This window comes from Streptomyces sp. DG1A-41, from assembly GCF_037055355.1.
Classification (GTDB): domain Bacteria; phylum Actinomycetota; class Actinomycetes; order Streptomycetales; family Streptomycetaceae; genus Streptomyces.
On sequence record NZ_CP146350.1, the window covers coordinates 8,079,233 to 8,095,286 of the forward strand.

The window sequence follows — 16,054 nt, forward strand, 5'->3', positions numbered from 1 at the left end:
CCGGCGGACGGGCCTCAGCCCGGCTGTGGCTCGCTGCGGATCACCGCGAAACGCGCCCCGTACGGGTCCGCGACCTTGGCGATGCGGCCCACGCCCGGCAGGTCCGTGGCGGGCATGCGGACCGTGCCGCCCCGTTCCCGGGCCTTGGCGACGGTGGCGTCCGTGTCGGTGACCTCGAAGTACGGCAGCCAGTGCGCCTCCTCCTCGGCCGGGTCCTCGGCCAGCGGGACGATGCCGCCGAACATGGCGCCCTCGCCCTCTCCTGCCGGGGCGAGAGTGGTGTAGGTGCCGCCGGCGAAGTCAACGCCGAAGGTCTCCAGGCCGAGCACGGAGTGGTAGAAGGCGGCAGCGGCCGGGACGTCCGCCGTGTACAGCTCCAGCCAGCACAGCGAGCCGGGCTCCTGGACGACGTCCAGGCCCTTGTTGCGGCCCGGCTGCCACAGGCCGAAGGGCACCCCGGCCTGGTCGGCCAGGATCGCCGTGCGGCCCAGGTCCTGCACGTCCATGGGCTGCATCCGCACCGAGCCGTGCGCCTGCCCGGCCACCCGCGCCGTGGCGTCCGCGTCCGGGGCCTGGAAGTACACCGTCCAGGAGGGCGGGCCCTGCTCCGGGGTGGTCTGCATGCCGCCGGCGGTGGTTCTGCCGCCCAGTTGGAAGAGGCCGTAGCCCGCGAGCTCGGGCCCGCCGGGCTGGAACTCCCAGCCGAACAGGCCGCCGTAGAAGGAGGCGGCGCCGTCGATGTCGGGAGTGCCGAGATCGATCCAGTTCGGAGCGCCGGTGACATAACGGGTGGTGAGCATCGTCGCCCTCCTCGCGCTGGGCCCGCTCGTCTTCTCTGCCGAGTCTCGCACCGCCCACTGACCACCGCCGCCGGAACTCCGCCGGGCGTGACGCCGGGCTCCGCGCGCCGCCGTGCGCCGGCCCGTCCGGCGGGCCACCATCAAGGTGGCCGGAGGCCCGTCCATGCGGTGTTGATCCCGCGTTGATCGAACGTTTTTCGCCCTCCGGAACGCTTCTGGCCATGCACATCGACACCATGATCTCGCCCGAACTCGCCTGGCAGCAGGAGGCGTTGTGCGCGCAGACGGGGGCGGACTTCTTCTTTCCCGAGCCCGGCAGCTCGGTGCGGGAGGCGAAGCGGATCTGCGGCCTGTGCCCGATCCGGGACGCCTGCCTCGAGTACGCGATGGACAACGACGAGCGCTTTGGTGTCTGGGGCGGTCTGTCGGAGAAGGAGCGACTGGAACTGCGGCGTACGTCGCGGTAGCCGTGTGCGCGTGCCTGCCGGGGAGCCGGGTGTGTGAAACGCCGAGACCCCGGCCGCTCGTGCGGTCGGGGCCTCGCAGTCGTGGGGCCGGACGTGCCGGGTCGGCCGTCAGGCGCCGGCCCGGCCGCCATGCGGGCCTTGCGCGCGGCCAGCTTCTCGTCGAACTTCGTCGCCTCGCTGTCCAGGCCGCCCACGTACAGGCCGAGTTCCTCCTGTGCCTTGCGGCCCTCGGCGCCCAGCCCGTCGATCTCCATGACCTTCAGGAAGCGCAGCACGGGCTGGAGTACGTCGTCGTGGTGGATGCGCAGGTTGTAGACCTCGCCGATCGCCATCTGCGCGGCGGCGCGCTCGAAGCCGGGGATGCCGTGGCCGGGCATCCGGAAGTTCACGACCACGTCCCGCACGGCCTGCATGGTCAGGTCGGGTGCGAGCTCGAACGCCGACTTGAGGAGGTTGCGGTAGAAGACCATGTGGAGGTTCTCGTCGGTCGCGATGCGGGCCAGCATGCGGTCGCAGACCGGGTCGCCGGACTGGTGGCCGGTGTTGCGGTGCGAGATACGGGTGGCCAGCTCCTGGAAGGCGACATAGGCGATCGAGTGCAGCATCGAGTGCCGGTTGTCCGACTCGAAGCCCTCGCTCATGTGCGACATGCGGAACTGCTCGAGCTTGTCCGGGTCCACGGCGCGCGAGGCGAGCAGGTAGTCCCGCATCACGATGCCGTGCCGGCCCTCCTCGGCCGTCCAGCGGTGCACCCACGTGCCCCAGGCGCCGTCGCGGCCGAAGAGCGAGGCGATCTCGTGGTGGTAGCTGGGCAGGTTGTCCTCGGTCAGCAGGTTCACGACGAGCGCGATGCGGCCGATCTCGGTGACCTTCGACTGCTCCTTGTCCCAGGCCTCGCCGTCCTCGAAGAGGCCGGGGAAGTTGCGCGCGTCGCTCCACGGCACGTACTCGTGCGGCATCCAGTCCTTGGCGACCTGCAGATGCCGGTTGAGTTCCTGCTCGACCACTTCCTCCAGTGCGTACAGCAGCTGAGCGTCGGTCCAGGCGCCGGCGGGGCTGCCGAGGTGGGGAGTGGTGATCGTCATGGACTCTCCAGGGGGACATGCGTACGAGCGGTGAGCGGTAACCTACGGCATCGTAGGCTACGTATCCGTAGGTTACGATGCCGTAGGTTAAGGGCGCTGTAAAGGCCGCTGATCAGCGGTGTCGCCCGTACGCCCACCACCGCCACCGGACCCGCAGGTCGAGGGGCCGGAGAGGGCGCGTGCCCGCCCCGTCAGGCGTACAGCTCCCGCAGCCGCACCGAGAGGCACGTCACACATCCCTCGAGTTTCTCGAACTCGCTGATGTCCACGACGACCGGTTCGTACCCCAGGTCCGCGAACAGCTCCGCCGTCTTCGGCGCGCTGGCCGCCATCAGCAGTTTGTCACCGCCGAGCAGCACCACGTGCGCACCGGCCTCCTCCGGCACCGGCAGGAAGCGGGCGAACAGCGACGGCGCGTCCATCTTCGGGATGTGCCCGATGACCGTCCCGTCCGGCAGCGCCGTGACCGCCGACTTCAGGTGCAGCACCTTGCTCACCGGTACGGCGACGACCCGCGCGCCCAGCGGTTCGAACGCGGCCCGCAGTTGCTGGACGCCGGCGGCGTTGGTGCGTCCGCCGCGGCCCACGTACACGGTGTCGCCGGTCTTCAGTACGTCGCCGCCCTCCAGCGTGCCCGGCTCCCAGATCCAGTTCACCGAGCAGCCCAGACCGGCCACGGCCTCCTCGACCCCGGCGGTCTCGTCACGCCGGGACTCGGCGCCCGGGCGGGCGATCAGCGCCACGTTCTTGTACATCACGACCGTGTCCTCGACGAACACCGAGTCCGGGCAGTCGTCGGCCGGGTCGACATCGATGGTCTCCCAGCCGTGCGTGCGCAGGGCCTTCACGTACGCCTCCCACTGCTCGACCGCGAGGTCGGCGTCGACCCTCTCCCGCTCGATGTGTGTCACCAGCCCTTCGGCAAGACGCGGGCTGGGGCGGCGGACGAGGGCCTTCTTGCTGGGCACGAGCGTGACTCCGTATCGGATGGGACGTGTCTGGACAGCACCGACGGAGCCTCCGGGGTCGACCGGAGCCCATCGGGCGTCAGCCGCCCATCATGCAGGGCGAACCCGGGCGACGACACCCCCGGGGGAGCGGAGGGCAGGGCCGGGGCGGCCCGCCACCCTGTCAGGCAGCAGGCTGAACACCGGCCTCCCGACCTGGCCGGCCTCCAGCCTGGCCTGCATCTGTCCCGGCGCCTCAGGGGGATGTGCGGGCGGGTGCCGGTGCGGGCCGGTTTGCTGCCGGCCTGGGTGGCACCTGGCCTGGGTAGTTCTGGGCCCTGTGCCTTCGGGTGTGCGGGCGGGTGCCGGTCCGGGGCCGGTTCGCTGTCGGCCCGGGTGGGACTTGGCCTGCGCGGTTCCGGGCCCGACCCTCAGCCGACGTGCGGGCGGGTGCCGGTTCTGGGCCGGTCTGCCGTCGGCTCGGGCCGCGTCTGGTCCGGTCGGCTACCGACCGGGGCCCCAGCGGGCCATCGGGGTGAGCGTCGATCCCGGTCCGGTCCGCTGTCGGCCCGGGTGGCACCTGGCAATGAGCGGTTCTGGACCCGGCCCTCAGCAGGGCATCCGAGCGAGCGTCGATCCGGCCCTGTCCGACGCCGACCCGGGCCGGACCTGGTCCGGTCGGCTCCCGAACGGCGCCTCAGCGGGGCGCCCGGGCACGTGCCCGTTCCGGGTGCGGTCGGCCGCCGGCCCGGGCCTGTTACCCGGTCGGTCCGCACCCGGTGCCGCTGTGGCGTCGGCGTGGCCAAGGAGGGCTGCCACAGGCCGGCAATTCCCGGCCGGGACCCGGGAATCGGACTCGGCCGGGCGTCAAGTCGTCGCCGCCGCGGGCTCAACCCACCGACTCGGCGCCCTCCGGGGCGCTTCGCTGTGCCGGTGCCGTTGCGGCATCGGCGCGCTCGGGTGTGTCCGGGCGGAGGCACTCGATCAGGTAGTCGCCGGTGTCGGGGTCGCGGACCACTCCGTGGGTCTCGCTGCCGAAGCCGGGGAAGCGGCGGTCGAAGGACTCCAGCGCGGACAGGTACCGCAGGAGCGGGCCGTCCGCGGCGCCGACGCTCTCGCCCGGCATGAGGACGGGGATGCCGGGCGGTGTGACGGTGACCATGGCGGCGGCGACCCGGCCGGGCGCGTCGCTCAGACGGATCCGTTCCGTACCGCCGCGGATCAGGCGCTGGTAGCACAGCTGGGGCGGGACGACAGGCTCCGGCAGCTGCCGGAAGGCGGTGTCGAGGAGCTCGACCAGGCGGAGCTCGCGCAGATGGTCGTGCATCTCCTGGCACAGCTCGCGCAGGCTCCGCCCGGAGTAGCGCCGCGGGTGCCCCGCGACCAGCGCGGGCAGCACCCGGTCGAGAGGTGCGTCGCCGTCGTAGAGGTCCTTGAAGTCCATGAGGGCGTCCAGCAGCGTGCCCCACTTGCCCTTGGTGATGCCCATGGAGAACAGCACCAGCGTGGTGTAGCTGTCGGTCTTCTCCACGACGATGCCCCGCGTCCCCAGATACGCGGTGAGCACCCGCGCGGGAATGCCCCAGTCCGACACCTCACCCGTGGCGCTGATCCCCGGGCAGGTCAGGGTGACCTTGATCGGGTCGAGCATGCAGTAGCCGTCGGCCAGCCCCGGGAAGCCGTGCCAGTCCGCGCCGGGCTCCAGATGCCAGCAGGACGGCTCGGTCCGCAGCAGGTCCGCCGGTGCCTCGTCGAAGGGCAGGCGCGCCCCGCTCTCCGGGTCGGTCACCTCGCCCGGCTGCCACACCCCGAAGAACCACGGCGGCCGGTCCCCGGCGGCCTCGATCCGCCGCCCGATGCGCACCACCTCCTGCCGGAACCGAACCGCCTCGGTCACCGCCTCGTCGACCAGCCAGTGCCCCTGCGGACCGTCCATCATCGCCGTGGCCACGTCCAGCGAGGCGATCATCGGGTACAGCGGCGACGTGGTGCCGTGCATCATCAGGGCCTCGTTGAACCGCTCGTGCTCCACCGGCGCCCTGGGCGCGGGCCTGACGTGCACCATGGCGCTCTGCGACAGCGCCGCCAGCAGCTTGTGCGTGGACTGCGTCGCGAAGACCGTCGGCCGGTCGGGCCCGGGGAAGCTCTGCTCGTCCACCGACATGCCGTAGCGCCCGGCGTACAGCGGGTGGAAGCGGGCGTAGGCGAACCACGCCTCGTCGAAGTGCACCCGGGGCGTGCCGACGGCGAAGGCCCGGGCCGCCGCCACCGCGTCGTAACACAGCCCGTCGTACGTGGAGTTGGTGAACACCGCGTACTGCGCGCGCGATGACACGGCGTCCCTCGTCAACGGACTCGCGGCGATCCGCGCCGCCACCGAATCCGCCGCGATCTCGGCCGGCGGCAGCGGTCCCGCGAGGCCGTAGCCGTTGCGGGTGGGGACCAGGTACACCGGCCGGGCGCCGGAGACGACCAGGCCGTGCAGGACCGACTTGTGGCAGTTGCGGTCCACCAGGGCGATCTCGTCGCGGGTCACGCTGAAGTGGCCGACCACCCGGTTGCAGGTGGAGTCGCCGTGCAGCACGAAGTACGTGTGGTCGGAGCCGAAGACCCGCGCGGCGTTGCGCTCGGCCTCGCCGATCGGCCCGGTGTGCTCGAACAGCGAGCCGAGCTCCTCGACCGAGATCGACAGGTCGCTGCGCAGCAGCCGCTCCCCGAAGTAGTCGTGGAACGCCCGGCCCACGGGCGACTTCAGGAAGGCGACGCCACCCGAGTGCGCGGGCGTGTGCCACGAGTACTCGTGCGCGTCGTCGAAGCGGCGCAGCGCCTTGAAGAACGGCGGCAGCAGGGCGTCCTGGTAGCCGCGCGCGGCGGTGGTGATCCGCCCCGCGATGAACGCCGGCGTGTCCTCCAGCGGCCACACGTAGCCCACCACCGACTGCGACACCCACAACGGCAGGTCGCGCAGCCCCTCGTCCGCCATGACCAGGAACACCGGAAGGTTCTGGAAGCGGCGCCCGATCCGCCGCAGCACCGCCGCACCGCCCGGTTCACCGCCGGCCCCCGGCCCGGGCGGAAGATCCCAGGCGACCACCGCGGCGGCGAGACCGGCCTCGGTCCTGAGCACCGCCTCGGCGTCGGCGACGTTCACCACCCACCGGACCTGTAAGCCGCGCCCGCGGATCCCCTCGACGATCCTCGCCAGCTGCCCGGCGGCCGCGCCCCCGCCCTCCGGCCCCTCCGCCACCGCCACCAGAACCGTGCTGTCGGCCATGTCGCCCCCTCCCGGTGGCCCCGCGCCACCCTCACGCCACAGTCTTCGCGGGCCTGCGCGTGTGATCGGTCGACGGGAGCGCCAAACCACCCCATCGGGTCACGGCATGGACCGCACCTTGACGTGTCACGCCCGCACACCCGGCATCCCGTCGGAGTACCTGATCAACCGTCTTGCAGATGATTCACCTGATCGCGGCCCATGCCGATCTTCCGCGGCGTCGTTAGGTGAAGTGATCCCGGCCGAACCGGCCGGGACCGATCCAGTGGAAGGAACCGACAGAGATGTACGGCACGCGACGTATCGCGGTAGTGGCCTCGATCGTGGGGATGCTGATGGCTGTTCCCGCCGGCATGGCCACGGCCCAGGCCGGGGACGGCGACGCGGGGGCGGGCGGTGTGCTGTCCAACCTCTCCGGCAGGAACTCCTCAGGCCACGCCAACCTCTGCGGCAGCGGCAAGGTGGCACTGTTCAAGGAGCGCACCTGTGTGACCGAGGACGACGGCAAGGGCGGCGGCGACCAGGCGGGCCCGAGCGGCGGTGCCCTGTCCAACCTCCTCATGGCCCGCAACGCCTCCGGCCACAGCAACAACTGCGGCAACGAGACGGTTGCGGTGTTCAGCAAGACCACCTGCGTGACCAAGGACCGCTCCGGCCACTGACGGCCGCACCGATTCAGTGAGGAGAGGGGCCTCGATGTCGTCGAATTCCTTATGTGTGGGCGTGGTAGCGCCATTGACAGGTCGACTGGCCCCTCTCGGGTCACCGTTGTCCCATGTACTGCGCAGGCTCGCGCCCCTGCTCGCGCACGTCCGCAACGGCGGCCGGCGCCACGACGTGACCGTCGCCGTGCGCGACAGCCGCTCGGACCCCGACGCGGCCCGGCAGGCCGTACGGGACCTGGCCGACGCCGAGGGGGCCAACCTCGTGCTCACCATGGCCGGGACCCAGGTCCTGCCCGCCGTCACCGACGCCTGCGAGAAGGCCGGGGCCCCCTGTGTGTCGACCACGTTCCCGTGGCAGGCGTACGTCGACGCACGTGGTGCCGAGCCGGGCCACCGCTTCCGGTGGACATACCACTTCGCGTGGGGACTGGACGACATCGCCGCCGTCTTCGCCGACCTGTGGGATCACGTCGACGACTCAGGCCCCGTCGGGTGCCTGTGGAACGACGACGTGCAAGGCCGGCTGCTGCGCCACGACCGGTACGGCTTCGCCCCGGTGACGTCCCCGCGCGGGCACACCCTGGTCGACCTCGGCGCCTACCGGGAACCGGCCGGCGGCTTCCACGCCCAGGTCGGGCGGCTGCGCGGGCACGGCGCCGACCTCGTCACCAGCGCCGCCACCGCCACCGACCTCGCCCTCTTCCACCGCCAGGCCAGGGAGGCGGGGCTGCGTCCGCGGCTGATCACCTGCTCGCGCTGGCTGACCTACCCGCACACCCACACCACCCCCGCCCCCGACGTCCACGGCGAACTCGCCGACGCGCGCGTGGCCACCCTCGTCTACTGGAGCCCCGGCCATCCCTACCGCTCCAGCCTGGACGGCATTACCTGCGCCGAACTCGCCCACGCCTACCGGCAGGCCACCGGCGCCGCCTGGCTCCAGCCCCTCGGCCTCGCCCACGCCCTGGTGGAGATTGCCCACCACGCCCTCACCGTCGCGGCCGACCCCACCGACCGGGCGTCCGTCGCGCAGGCCCTCGCCGGCACGACCCTCGACACCATCGCCGGCACCCTCGACTGGACCTGCGGACCGACTCCCAACATCGCCCTGCTGCCGCTGGTCGGCGGGCAGTGGCAGCCCGGCCCGGGCGGTCCGCGCCTCGCCGTCGTCAGCAACTCGGCGCTCCCGGGCGTCCCGCTCACCGGGGAGCTCACACCGGCACGGTGACGGCCGATGCCTCCACCGCCCGCCGCAGGTGCTCCCCGGTGAATGATGCCGGCGCGTCCAGGAGCTGTCGCGGCGTCCCCTCGAAGATGATCTCGCCGCCGTCCCTGCCGCCGTCCGGGCCGAGGTCGATCACCCAGTCGGCCCGGGCGATCACGTCCAGGTTGTGCTCCACGACGACGACCGTGTTGCCCGCGTCGACCAGTCTGTCCAGCAGGGCGACGAGTCCCTCCACGTCCGCCATGTGCAGCCCCGTCGTCGGCTCGTCGAGCACGTAGACGGCGCCCGTCCGGTGCAGCCGCGTGGCCAGCTTGATGCGCTGCCGCTCCCCGCCGGACAGCGTGGAGAGGGGCTGGCCGAGCGTCAGATACGTCAGTCCTACGTCCCGCAGGGCGCGCAGTCGGCGCCGTACGCCCGGGTCGTCGAAGAAGGCGAGCGCCTGCTCGGCCGTCATCTCCAGGACGTCGGCGATGGAGCTGCCCCGCACGGTCAGCCGCAGCACCTCCTCCTTGAAGCGCCGCCCCTCGCAGTCGTGGCAGGTCGTCGTCACCGGGTCCATGAAGGCGAGGTCGGTGTAGATGATGCCCCGGCCCTCGCAGGTGCCGCAGGCGCCGCTGGAGTTGAAGCTGAAGAAGCGCGCCTCGGCTCCCGTCTCGCGGGCGAAGACCTTCCGTACGGTGTCCATGATCCCCAGGTAGGTCGCCGGAGTGGACCGGCCCGAGATCCCGATCGACGACTGGTCGACGACCACGGCGTCGGGGTGCGCGGCGGTGAACTCCCCGACCAGGGTGCTCTTCCCCGATCCCGCCACGCCGGTCACGGCCGTGAGCACACCGGCGGGGAACCGCACCGTCACGTCGCGCAGGTTGTGCCGGTCGGCGCCCTTGACCCACAGCGCGCCGTCGGCCTGCCGTACCTGTTCCTTGACCGCCGTACGGCGGCGCAGACAGCGCCCGGTGAGCGTGTCCGACGCGGCCAGTTCGCCCGGCGTGCCCTCGAACACCACGCGGCCACCCCCGCCGCCGGCCCGGGCCCCATGTCGACGACGTGATCGGCCAGCGCGATGACGTCCGGATCGTGCTCCACGACCAGCACGGTGTTGCCCTTGTCGCGCAGCCGCAGCAGCAGATCGCCGAGACGGCCCACGTCGCGCGGGTGCAGACCGACACTCGGCTCGTCGAAGATGTACGTCATCCCGCTCAGGCTGGAGCCGAGGTGCCGCACCGTCTTCAGCCGCTGCCCCTCCCCGCCGCTGAGGGTCGCCGTCTCCCGGTCGAGGCTGAGGTAGCCGAGGCCGATCGCTTCGACGCGCTCCAGCGCGGCCACGGCTGCCCCCGCGACGGGCCCGGCCACCGGGTCGTCGATCTCCTTCAGTGCGGCGATCAGGTCCGTGATCTGCATCCGTGTGCAGTCGGCGATGTTCCGGCCGCCGATCCGGGTGGCGAGCGCGGCAGCGTTGAGCCGGGCACCCCGGCAGGCCGGGCAGGCGCCCTCCACCAGGAACTCCCGCACCAGGTCGCGGGTTTTCTGGCTCATGGCCGACAGGTCCCGCTTCAGGTACAGCCGCTCGAAACGGTCGGCCAGCCCCTCGTAGTCGGTGGTCCAGGTGCCGCCGCTGCCGTTGACGGTGACCTTGCTGCCGGGCCGTCCGCGCATCAGGAACTCGCGCTCGGCGGCGGTGAATCGCCCCACCGGCTTGTCCGAATCCAGGTCGGCGCTGTTCGTATAGGCCTGGCCCTGCCAGGTCCCCGCGGCGAACGGCGGGAAGCGGACCGCCCCGTCCGCGAGGGAGCGGTCCGGATCCAGGATGCGGTCCCAGTCGGGCCCTACCGTGCGGCCGAGGCCGTCGCACTCGGGGCACATGCCCGACGGGTCGTTGAACGAGTACGCGGTCGCCGGCCCGGCGCTCGGGGAGCCGTGCCGGGAGAACAGCACACGGATCACCGAGTAGATGTCCGTCATCGTGCCGACGGTCGACCGGGAATGGCCGCCGACCGGACGCTGGTCGACGACGATCGTGGGGGAGAGGTCCTCCATGCCGTCCGCGTGCGGCCGCTCGAACTTGGGCAGCCGGTTGCGCACGAACCACGGGTACGTCTCGTTCAGCTGGCGCTGCGACTCCACCGCGATCGTGTCGAAGACGACGGACGACTTCCCCGACCCCGAAACGCCGGTGAACACGGTCAGCCGGCCTTTCGGGATGCGGAGGGTGACGTCCTTGAGGTTGTTCTCGCGAGCTCCGGTCAGGGTGATGACGTCGTGCGTGGTGACATCGTGCGTGAAGTCGGTCATGCCGCCGACGCTAGGCGGGAAACCCGACAGCCTCTGGCGTGATTTCCTTGAGTTTTCCGTCCTCCAGCAGCAGCCAGCGCGTGATGCCGATCGATTCCAGGAACGGCAGGTCGTGACTGGCCACGATCAACGCCCCCTCGTAGGACTCCAGGGCCGTGGTCAGCTGCCGCACGCTCGCCATGTCGAGGTTGTTGGTCGGCTCGTCCAGCATGAGCAGCTGCGGCGCGGGCTCGGCCAGCATCAGCGCGGCCAGCGCCGCCCGGAAGCGTTCGCCGCCCGACAGGGTCGCCGCCTTCTGGTCGGCCCGGGCACCCCGGAACAGGAAGCGGGCCAGGCGTGCCCGGACCCGGTTGTTGGTGGCGCCCGGCGCGAACCGGGCCACGTTCTCGGCGACGGTCAGCTCCCCGTCGAGGACGTCGAGCCGCTGCGGCAGGAACCGCAGGGGGACGTGCACCTGAACCTCGCCCGACTCCGGTTCGAGCTCACCGGTGATCGTGCGCAGCAGCGTGGTCTTGCCCGCGCCGTTGCGCCCGATCAACGCGACCCGCTCGGGACCGCGCAGATCCAAGCCGCCCGTCACCCGGGTGCCGTACCGGAGCCCGAGATCCTGGAGGGCCAGGACGGTTCGCCCCGGCGGCACGGCCGTGTACGGCAGGTCGACGCGGATCTCGTCGTCGTCCCGTACGGCGTCCACCGCCTCGTCCAGCCGCTCCTTGGCCTCGGCGAGCTTCTCCTCGTGCATGATCCGGTGCTTGCCCGCGGACTCCTGTGCCGCGCGCTTGCGCGCCCCCATGACGATCTTCGGCTCGCGCTTCTGGTCCCACATCTTCTGCCCGTAGCGCTTGCGACGGGCCAGCTTGACCTGTGCGTCGGTCAGTTCGCGCTTCTGCTTGCGGAAGTCGGCCTCGGCGACGCGCACCATGCGCTCGGCCGCCTCCTGTTCGATCGCGAGAGCCTCCTCGTAGGCGGAGTGGTTGCCGCCGTACCAGGTGATCCCGCCGGAGCGCAGGTCCGCGATCTGGTCGACGAGGTCCAGCAGTTCCCGGTCGTGGCTGACGACGACCATCACGCCCGACCAGGACTCGACGGCCGCGTATAGCCGCCTGCGCGCGTACAGGTCGAGGTTGTTGGTCGGCTCGTCCAGCAGCAGCACGTCGGGCCGGCTCAGCAGTAGTGCGGCCAGTCGCAGCAGCACCGACTCGCCGCCCGACACCTCGCCGATCGTGCGGTCCAACTCGACGTGCCCGAGACCGAGTTCGCCGAGGGTGGCCAGGGCGCGCTCCTCCACGTCCCAGTCGTCGCCGACGGTCTCGAAGTGGGCCTCGGACACGTCACCCGCCTCGATGGCGTGCAGCGCGGCCCGCCGGTCGGCGATCCCGAGCGCCTCGTCGACGCTCAGGGTGGTGTCGAGCGTGACGTTCTGCGGGAGGTACCCGACCTCGCCGGCCACGCGGACGGTGCCGTCGGCCGGGGCGAGTTGACCGGCGATCAGCTTCAGCAGGGTCGATTTTCCCGACCCGTTGACGCCGACCAGGCCGGTCCGGCCCGGGCCGAAGGCGACGTCGAGGTCCCCGAAGACGGGGGTGCCGTCGGGCCAGGTGAAGGCGAGGGAGGTGACGGTGATGGAAGAAGTAGGCATGCGGGCCTCTTTCGCGGTTGCTTGATGCGGTCAGGGGCAAACGCGTGTCGAGACACCTGCGACCAGGGAGGAGGGCTCCGGGGGCAGAGATAACGCCCTGTACCGGAGGACGGCTCGAACGCCGAGGTCGCACGCAGCGCACACCACCTGATGTGGGTGACGCGGTGTCTCAGGACCTCAGACGAGCAACGTCCTTCTCCAATCGGCGGCAACAGGACGCTGTACAACGTACGAGGGGGCGTCGGGCCTGTCAACGAATTAGCGTGAGCCCCGATCTTCCCTCCCAGAGGAGGCCTCGTGCCCAACGGCCCGCTCTCGCTGCCTGCCCGGCTCTGCCTGCTGGCGTGGGGCACCGCGCGGCCGGCGGGCACCGGCACCGCCCGTCTGTCCGGCCCGGTACGGGCCGGTGCCCTCACCGAGCTGGCCCGGCGCGGCCTGCTCGTCGACGACGACGGCATCGCCACGCCGGTCGACCTGGACTCCGGCACCGGTGACGCGGTCCTCGACGGGCTGCTGGAACTCGTCCGTGAATCGTGCCCGCACCCCTGGCGGACCTGGGTGACGCTGAGGTCTCGGGTGACCCTGGACGCGGTACGGGAGCAGCTGGTGGCCGAGGGGTATCTGCGGGCGGAGAAGAAGCGGGTCCTCGGGGTGTTCCCGTCCGTGGAGTACGCGCTGGAGCGCTTCACCGCCGTGGAGGCGCTGCGGGCGGACACCCGTCAGGTCCTCCGGGGGCCGCTGCCGGTCGCCGAGGTCTCCGAGCGGGACGCGGCGGTCGTGGCCCTGGCCGCCTCGGCGGAACTGCTCCCCCGGGAAGACGTCCGCGCCCACGAGCAGCGCCTGCGGGAACTGGCGGAGCGTGCCGCGGCGTCGGCGCCCGGGCTCAGGGAGGTCGTCCGCGAGATCCGTACGGCGCTGGCCGCGACGGTGACGGCGACCGCCCCGCCCTGATCCACGTCCACGTCGGATTCCTGCCAGCCGGCCCCGGGCCGCCGCTGGCTGGGTTGCCCGCATGACGCACCAGACCGACCGAGCTCTGGCCTTCCGCGCCTGCACGTCCCCGGGACCCCGCTGGTCCTGCCCAACGCCTGGGAAGCGGTGAGCGCGCGTCGCGTCGAGGACGCGGGTGCCGCCGCGGTGGCGACGACCAGCGCCGGGCTCGTCCGGGCGCTCGGCGCGCCGGACGGTGAGCGGGCGGACCGCGCCACGGCCCTCGCCGCCGTCGCCCGGATCGCCGAGGCCGTGTCCGTCCCGGTCACGGCGGACATCGAGAGCGGCTACGCCGAGGGCACCGAGGGCGTCGCCGGTGCCGTCCGCGCGGTCCTCGCCGCGGGAGCGGTGGGGGTGAACATCGAGGACGCGCTGTACGGCGCGGGAGCGGGCGATCCGCTGCGGGACGTCGGCGAGCAGGCCGAGCGGATCGCCGCCGTCCGCGAGGCGTCCGACGCGGCGGGCGTGCCCCTGTTGTCAACCCACCGACACCATCCTGAGCGGCGCCGGGGGAATGGACCTCCCCCTGGAGCGGGCCGCCGCCTTCCGCACCGCCGGTGCCGACGGGATCTTCGTCCCCGGGGCCGTCGACCCGGGGATCGTCAAGGAGCTGGTGGACGGCGTCGACGGGCCGCTGAACGTCATGGCCGGGCCCGGCGCACCGACGGTCGCCGAGCTGGCCGCCCTGGGCGTCGCCCCGGTCAGCACGGGTTCGGGAATCGCCCAGGCCGCCCACGCTCTGGTCCGCCGGGCGGCACGGGAGCTGCTGGACACGGGGACGTACCGGTCACCGGCGGACGGACTCGACTACGGCGAGGTCAACGCCCTGTCGGAGAGGCGACGTCAGTTCAGCACGCGTCCCGCATCAGCTCCGCCAGGCCGTGGTCCAGATCCAGCTGGAGGTGCTCCAGGCCGATCGGCACCAGCTCGCTCGTGGCCTCCAGGAACCGGCGTACCTCGCCGGAGCGGACGTGCACGACGGCGGTGCCCTCGGGGGCGTGGAACTCCAGCACCGTGCGGTCGTACCCGTACGGCCGCACCCGCACGTCGCCGTGGCCCTCGGCGTTCCTGAGGCCCGCGGCGAGCAGCTCGCGGGAGAAGGTCCAGCAGACCTCGACGCCCTCAAGCGTGGCCGGGGCGGGGAAGGTCATGCGGACGGCGAACGGATCACGTCGGTCGTAGTGGAGCGTCGCGGGAATGCTCGGCATACGCGGCGCGGCGGCGACGAGGCGGGCCTCCACGGGCTGCTCGATGACGATGGACAACGCCTTGCTCCCTTGTGACGGCTGGACGGGACACTTCCGGGCGGTGAGGCCGGGCACTGGAAGAGACGACGGAATCAGCCAATCCGTGCACACGAAGTGCGAGTGACCTCTGTCACCGCGTTCATGCACCAGAGTGACATGGCTCTCCTCGTGTGCCCCGCAGCGCAGTTGTGGCGCCCAACGGCCCCAGGGGCACGGGCGAGGCCATCTGGACGGCACCCGGGCGGTGGGCTAGCTTCGCCGGCCATGAGGCGCTTGGGGACCACGCGACCGACGGGACCGACGGGACGAACACGGGGCAGGGTGACCGGAGTGGCGGCGGGCGCGGCGGCACTGGTCGCACTGGCGGCCCTGACCGCCGTACCGGCGCAGGCGCACGAGCCGGAGCGCCGGGTGCCGCACTGGGAGCTCAAGGACACCGGCACCCCGGAGGTACGGTTCCGCGGCCTGGCCGCCGTCAGCCGGAACACCGCCTGGCTCGCCGGGACCGGAGGCACCGTCATGCGCACCACCGACGGCGGCACGACCTGGCGGAACGTCTCGCCCCCGGGTGCGGCGGAGTTGCAGTTCCGGGATGTCGAGGCGTTCGACGCGCGCCGGGCCGTGGTCCTGGCCATCGGCGAGGGCGAGGCGTCCCGCGTGTACCGCACCGACGACGGCGGGGCGACCTGGACGGAGACCTTCCGCAACACCGATCCGAAGGCCTTCTACGACTGCCTCGCCTTCTTCGACCACCGCCACGGCCTCGCGATGAGCGACCCGGTGGACGGGAAGTTCCGCATCCTGTCGACCCGTGACGGCGGCCGCACCTGGAAGGTGCTGCCGGACGAGGGTATGCCGGCCGCGCAGGAGGGCGAGGCCGGATTCGCCGCGAGCGGCCAGTGCCTGGTCACCTCCGGGCCGAAGGACGTCTGGCTCGCCACCGGCGGGGCCGCACGCGCGCGCGTGCTTCACTCCGCCGACCGGGGACGCACCTGGACGGCCGGCGACACACTCCTCCCGGCGGGCGGCCCGGCCCGCGGCGTCTTCGCGCTGGCCTTCCGCGACCGCACCCACGGACTCGCCGTCGGCGGCGACTTCACCCCCGGCCGGCCCTCGCCCGACGCCGCCGCGCGCACCGGCGACGGCGGCCGCACCTGGCGCCCCGCCGCCGCACCCCCGCCCGCCTACCGCTCCGGCGTCGCCTGGCTCCCGCACCGCCGCACCGCCGCCCTCGCCGTCGGTCCCACCGGCACCGACCTCACCACGGACGGCGGCCACACCTGGCGCACGGTCGACACCGGCTCCTACGACACCGTCGACTGCCCCCCGGACCAAGGGTGCTGGGCCGCCGGTGAAAAGGGGCGGGTTGCCCGCCTGGAGCATTGAGCGCGCGGTACGCCCTGATTGTTGGCAGTGTGGGTAC

At 72.3% G+C, this 16,054-nt stretch carries 10 protein-coding genes and 3 pseudogenes; 6 read left to right on the forward strand and 7 right to left on the reverse strand.

Features of this window, described 5'->3' with window-relative positions; all coding sequences use genetic code 11:
- Positions 1-14: 14 nt before the first annotated feature.
- Positions 15-800 (reverse strand): VOC family protein, encoded by a 786-nt coding sequence (locus V8690_RS37315; protein ID WP_338784464.1) that lies wholly within the window; start codon positions 798-800, stop codon positions 15-17.
- Between the two features lie 221 nt (positions 801-1,021).
- On the opposite strand from V8690_RS37315, the gene V8690_RS37320 reads away from it, so the two are divergent.
- Positions 1,022-1,267 carry a WhiB family transcriptional regulator gene (locus V8690_RS37320; protein ID WP_010042893.1) on the forward strand — a complete coding sequence of 82 codons (246 nt, stop codon included), beginning with the start codon at positions 1,022-1,024 and terminating at the stop codon, positions 1,265-1,267.
- Between the two features lie 122 nt (positions 1,268-1,389).
- On the opposite strand, the pseudogene V8690_RS37325 reads toward V8690_RS37320, so the two are convergent.
- The 3 genes and pseudogenes from V8690_RS37325 to V8690_RS37335 all read right to left on the reverse strand — a co-directional run.
- Positions 1,390-2,352: pseudogene (locus V8690_RS37325) on the reverse strand (acyl-ACP desaturase); the annotation flags it as partial.
- Between the two features lie 191 nt (positions 2,353-2,543).
- The gene (ddaH, locus tag V8690_RS37330) at positions 2,544-3,320 is read right to left on the reverse strand and encodes a dimethylargininase (protein ID WP_338784465.1); all 777 of its coding nucleotides are present in this window, start codon (positions 3,318-3,320) and stop codon (positions 2,544-2,546) included.
- An 868-nt stretch (positions 3,321-4,188) separates the two neighbouring features.
- Complete coding sequence (locus V8690_RS37335; protein WP_338784466.1) at positions 4,189-6,573, reverse strand: Orn/Lys/Arg decarboxylase N-terminal domain-containing protein; 2,385 nt, start codon at positions 6,571-6,573, stop codon at positions 4,189-4,191.
- Positions 6,574-6,857: 284 nt separating this feature from the next.
- On the opposite strand from V8690_RS37335, the gene V8690_RS37340 reads away from it, so the two are divergent.
- A complete protein-coding gene (locus V8690_RS37340; RefSeq protein WP_338784467.1) occupies positions 6,858-7,235 on the forward strand; it encodes a hypothetical protein in 378 nt (125 codons plus the stop codon).
- 34 nt (positions 7,236-7,269) lie between these two features.
- Positions 7,270-8,466 carry an ABC transporter substrate-binding protein gene (locus V8690_RS37345; RefSeq protein ID WP_338784468.1) on the forward strand — a complete coding sequence of 399 codons (1,197 nt, stop codon included), beginning with the start codon at positions 7,270-7,272 and terminating at the stop codon, positions 8,464-8,466.
- Here the strand turns inward: V8690_RS37345 and V8690_RS37350 are convergent.
- Positions 8,450-10,755: pseudogene (locus tag V8690_RS37350) on the reverse strand (excinuclease ABC subunit UvrA). The gene V8690_RS37345 and the pseudogene V8690_RS37350 sit on opposite strands and share 17 nt — an antisense overlap.
- A 10-nt stretch (positions 10,756-10,765) precedes the next feature.
- Positions 10,766-12,394, reverse strand: a complete 1,629-nt coding sequence (locus tag V8690_RS37355) for an ABC-F family ATP-binding cassette domain-containing protein (RefSeq protein ID WP_338784469.1) — start codon at positions 12,392-12,394, stop codon at positions 10,766-10,768.
- A 297-nt stretch (positions 12,395-12,691) separates the two neighbouring features.
- Between V8690_RS37355 and V8690_RS37360 the strand changes: the two genes are divergently transcribed.
- Both V8690_RS37360 and V8690_RS37365 read left to right on the forward strand, forming a co-directional pair.
- Entirely contained in the window at positions 12,692-13,345 is a 654-nt protein-coding gene (locus V8690_RS37360) for a GPP34 family phosphoprotein (RefSeq protein ID WP_338784470.1), read from the forward strand.
- A 61-nt stretch (positions 13,346-13,406) separates the two neighbouring features.
- Positions 13,407-14,213, forward strand: a pseudogene (locus V8690_RS37365) (isocitrate lyase/phosphoenolpyruvate mutase family protein); the annotation flags it as partial.
- Positions 14,214-14,232: 19 nt separating this feature from the next.
- On the opposite strand, the gene V8690_RS37370 reads toward V8690_RS37365, so the two are convergent.
- Complete coding sequence (locus tag V8690_RS37370) at positions 14,233-14,649, reverse strand: SsgA family sporulation/cell division regulator (RefSeq protein ID WP_338784471.1); 417 nt, start codon at positions 14,647-14,649, stop codon at positions 14,233-14,235.
- 312 nt (positions 14,650-14,961) lie between these two features.
- Here V8690_RS37370 and V8690_RS37375 point away from each other — a divergent pair, with 312 nt between their 5' ends.
- Positions 14,962-16,017: an oxidoreductase gene (locus V8690_RS37375; protein ID WP_338785595.1), complete on the forward strand. Its 1,056-nt coding sequence runs from the start codon at positions 14,962-14,964 to the stop codon at positions 16,015-16,017.
- Positions 16,018-16,054 lie beyond the last annotated feature (37 nt).